Source organism: Bacillus haikouensis, from assembly GCF_013179555.1.
Taxonomy (GTDB): Bacteria; Bacillota; Bacilli; order Bacillales; family Bacillaceae_B; genus Rossellomorea; species Rossellomorea haikouensis_A.
Genome location: NZ_JABMCR010000348.1, coordinates 1 through 3,670, shown reverse-complemented (window position 1 = coordinate 3,670; position 3,670 = coordinate 1). Strand labels below are relative to the sequence as shown.

Below are 3,670 nucleotides of genomic sequence, written 5' to 3'. Positions count from 1 at the left end.
CCTGCTGATGAAGAGTACCATTTAAATAAAAGAGATTTCACTGTGCCATTTGTATGCGGATGCCGTGATCTGGGCGAAGCAGCCCGCCGAATCGGTGAAGGTGCATCAATGCTTCGTACAAAAGGGGAGCCGGGAACGGGCAACATCGTTGAAGCGGTTCGTCATATGCGTAAAGTGAATGCTCAGGTTCGTAAGCTTGTAAACATGAACACAGATGAAATCATGACGGAAGCAAAACTGCTTGGTGCTCCATATGAATTATTATTAGAAATTAAAGAAAATGGCCGTTTACCGGTTGTGAACTTTGCTGCAGGCGGAATTGCAACGCCGGCTGATGCTGCTCTAATGATGGAATTAGGCGCTGACGGTGTATTCGTAGGTTCAGGTATCTTCAAGTCTGAAAATCCTGAGAAATTTGCGAGAGCGATCGTGGAAGCGACTACTCACTATCAAGACTATAAGTTAATTGCAGAACTTTCTAAAGAGCTTGGAGTTGCGATGAAGGGTGTAGAAATTTCTTCAATCCTTCCGGAACAGCGCATGCAAGACCGAGGCTGGTAAGTCTATGATTAGAATAGGTGTATTAGGACTTCAAGGGGCTGTCAGAGAGCATGTTCAATCTATCGAGGCATGTGATGCCGAAGCGGTGGTTGTGAAGCGTACAGAGCAGCTGGATGGACTTGACGGCTTGATCATGCCTGGCGGTGAGAGTACGACGATGAGACGTCTGATCGACCGTTATGGATTTTTAGAGCCATTGAACGAGTTTGCAGCCAGTGGGAAACCGATCTTCGGTACGTGTGCCGGACTTATTCTATTAGCGAATAAGATCGTTGGTTATGATGAACCTCATCTTGGTGTAATGGATGTTATGGTAGAGCGTAATTCCTTTGGACGTCAAAAGGAAAGCTTCGAAGCCGATTTGAATATTGCACATGTAGGAAATCATTTCAATGCCGTATTCATCAGGGCACCGCATATCGTGGAAGCGGGAGAGGATGTCGAAATCCTGGCCAAGCACAATGAACGCATCGTGCTTGCCCGCCACGGCCAGTTCCTGGGATGTTCATTCCACCCGGAACTGACAGATGACAATCGTTTAACAGCATACTTTATCGAAATGGTGAAAGAGTCAAAAGAGAAAGTTGTTTCTTAATCTTTTCGTTTAGAGTGATCTGTTTAACCAAATTTAAAACCTAGAGTGGATCGGAGCAGAAGCATTTGACTCCGGCGGGATTTAGAGGAAAGGTCGCGACCCGACAGGAGCGCATGACGAGCGGGCTCGACTTCCTCCCCAAGGAATGCAAGTGCCTGCAGCGGAAAGGAACGCTCTGCGTTTTTTGGAACAACCTTTTAGAAAAAACATTGGCATAAACCTATTGCAAAATGGAAAACATTGTAGTAGATTATGAAATAACCAATATGAGTTTAAAACGTTGACAGGAAATAGTAATGAAGATATCTTGCTGAAAGAGAGCCGGTGGTCGGTGCAAACCGGTGCAGAATCTTTATGAATCCATCCTTGAGTAAAATACTGAATCATTCAGTAGGTATTTTCGGTGATTCCGTTATCATCTCTAAGAGGAAGGCATCTTTGCTGTCTTCAATTAGGGTGGCAACGCGGAACCTCCGTCCCTTTACCAGGGACGGGGGTTTTTTGTTTTTTACGGGATCCTGCCATCGTTCAAAACCAAACAACCATATATTCAAAGGAGGAATAAACCATGCTGGACATTAAATATTTACGCGCCAATTTAGAAGATGTGAAAAACCGCCTTCAGCATCGCGGTGAAGATCTTGAGGACTTTGATAAATTCGAGGAGCTTGATAAGAGGAGAAGGGAACTTCTGGTGGAAAGTGAGAACCTGAAGAGCAAGCGCAATGAAGTTTCTCAAAAAATCGCCAAGATGAAAAAGGAGAAGCAGGATGCCCAGGAAATGATCGTTGAAATGCGTGAGGTAGGTGCCATGGTCAAGAAGCTTGATGATGAGCTTAGAGGCATCGAAGAAGAGCTGGAGCGAATTCTTCTGTCTATCCCCAATATCCCCCATGAATCAGTCCCTGTCGGTGAAACGGAGGATGACAACGTGGAAACCCGAAAATGGGGGGAAATCCGCGAGTTTGAATTTGAAGCAAAGCCTCATTGGGATATTGCGACAGGTCTTGATATCCTCGACTTTGAGCGTGCAGGGAAGGTGACCGGCAGCCGTTTTGTCTTCTACAAAGGACTGGGCGCAAGACTGGAACGTGCATTATTGAACTTCATGATGGATTTGCACATGGATGAGCACGGATATACAGAAATGATTCCGCCATTCCTTGTAAACCGCACAAGCATGACTGGAACGGGTCAGCTGCCGAAATTTGAAGAGGATGCTTTCCGTATCGAAAGTGAAGATTACTTCCTGGTACCGACAGCAGAAGTACCTGTAACCAATTATCATCGCGATGAAATCATCAAGGGGGAAGAACTGCCGATCGGCTATGTAGCTTACAGCGCCAATTTCCGTTCAGAAGCTGGGTCTGCCGGACGTGACACTAGAGGGTTGATCCGTCAGCATCAATTTAATAAAGTAGAGCTTGTCCGCTTTGTAAAGCCTGAAGATTCTTATGATGAACTAGAGAAATTGACTGGCCATGCTGAAAAAGTACTTCAGCTCCTTGGTCTGCCATATCGCGTATTATCAATGTGTACAGCAGATCTTGGTTTCACGGCTGCAAAGAAATATGATATCGAAGTTTGGATTCCAAGCTATGGCACATACCGCGAGATCTCTTCTTGCAGTAACTTCGAAGGCTTCCAGGCGAGACGTGCAAATATACGATTCAGAAGAGAAGCAAATGCAAAGCCTGAACATGTTCACACATTGAACGGTTCCGGGCTGGCTATCGGCCGTACGGTCGCGGCTCTATTGGAAAACTATCAGCAGGAAGATGGATCTGTCATTGTACCTGATGTTCTACGTCCATACATGGGTGGAGCAGAAGTCATTAAGTAATAGCTGCGAAAGGTATCCGGCGGGAGACGGATACCTTTCATATTTTTTTATGAAAATGCTTGACTGCATTTTATCACCATGTTATTATAATTCTTGTCGATACGGAGGAATACCCAAGTCCGGCTGAAGGGATCGGTCTTGAAAACCGACAGGGGTGTTAAAGCCCGCGGGGGTTCGAATCCCTCTTCCTCCGCCATTGATTTATTTATTAACCTAGCGCATAAATATTGGAGATTTTAAATTCGTTACTGGAGATGTAACGAATTTTTTTGGTTTCTATAGATTTTTATAAATTATAAATAATATGACAATTAACAAATAAAAGAGGGTCTGGGACAAAAGTGTTTTAGCCTAAGAAAAACCCGAACTAAACTGCCTTCTAACAGGCAATTCGGGATTTTATTTTATTTAATGTAGACTTAAGTTTTAGCACTTTCCAGTGGTTGATTGGAGTGCAAGACGAAGACTCCTGCGGGGAGAGTAGCTTATTGGAAAAGCGGAAGGGCTTTGCTCAGAGGCGGGTGGCATAAGACGAATCGTCCTGGAAGGCGTACTTTGCCTTCTTGGTCGGTTTGGCTTATGTCATGTGCCTCTAAGCCCTGCAGCTAGACAAATGAGACCCCACAGGAGCGAACGCGACGAGGAGGCTCACGGGCTACCCGCGGAAAGCG

3 protein-coding genes, 1 tRNA gene and 1 other annotated feature are annotated in these 3,670 nt (G+C 45.2%); all 4 genes read left to right on the top strand.

Annotated features, from left to right (window positions below):
• On the top strand, positions 1 to 561 hold a 561-nt coding region (locus tag HP456_RS21175), incomplete at its 5' end, for a beta/alpha barrel domain-containing protein (protein WP_512698780.1).
• A 4-nt stretch (positions 562 to 565) separates the two neighbouring features.
• Complete coding sequence (gene pdxT, locus HP456_RS21170; protein WP_172254801.1) at positions 566 to 1,156, top strand: pyridoxal 5'-phosphate synthase glutaminase subunit PdxT; 591 nt, start codon at positions 566 to 568, stop codon at positions 1,154 to 1,156.
• A 271-nt stretch (positions 1,157 to 1,427) separates the two neighbouring features.
• Positions 1,428 to 1,640: a binding site (T-box leader), on the top strand.
• Positions 1,641 to 1,724: 84 nt separating this feature from the next.
• Positions 1,725 to 2,999, top strand: coding sequence for a serine--tRNA ligase (gene serS, locus HP456_RS21165; RefSeq protein WP_172254799.1), 1,275 nt, complete (start codon positions 1,725 to 1,727; stop codon positions 2,997 to 2,999).
• A gap of 103 nt (positions 3,000 to 3,102) precedes the next feature.
• Positions 3,103 to 3,195: transfer RNA gene (locus tag HP456_RS21160), tRNA-Ser, on the top strand.
• Positions 3,196 to 3,670 lie beyond the last annotated feature (475 nt).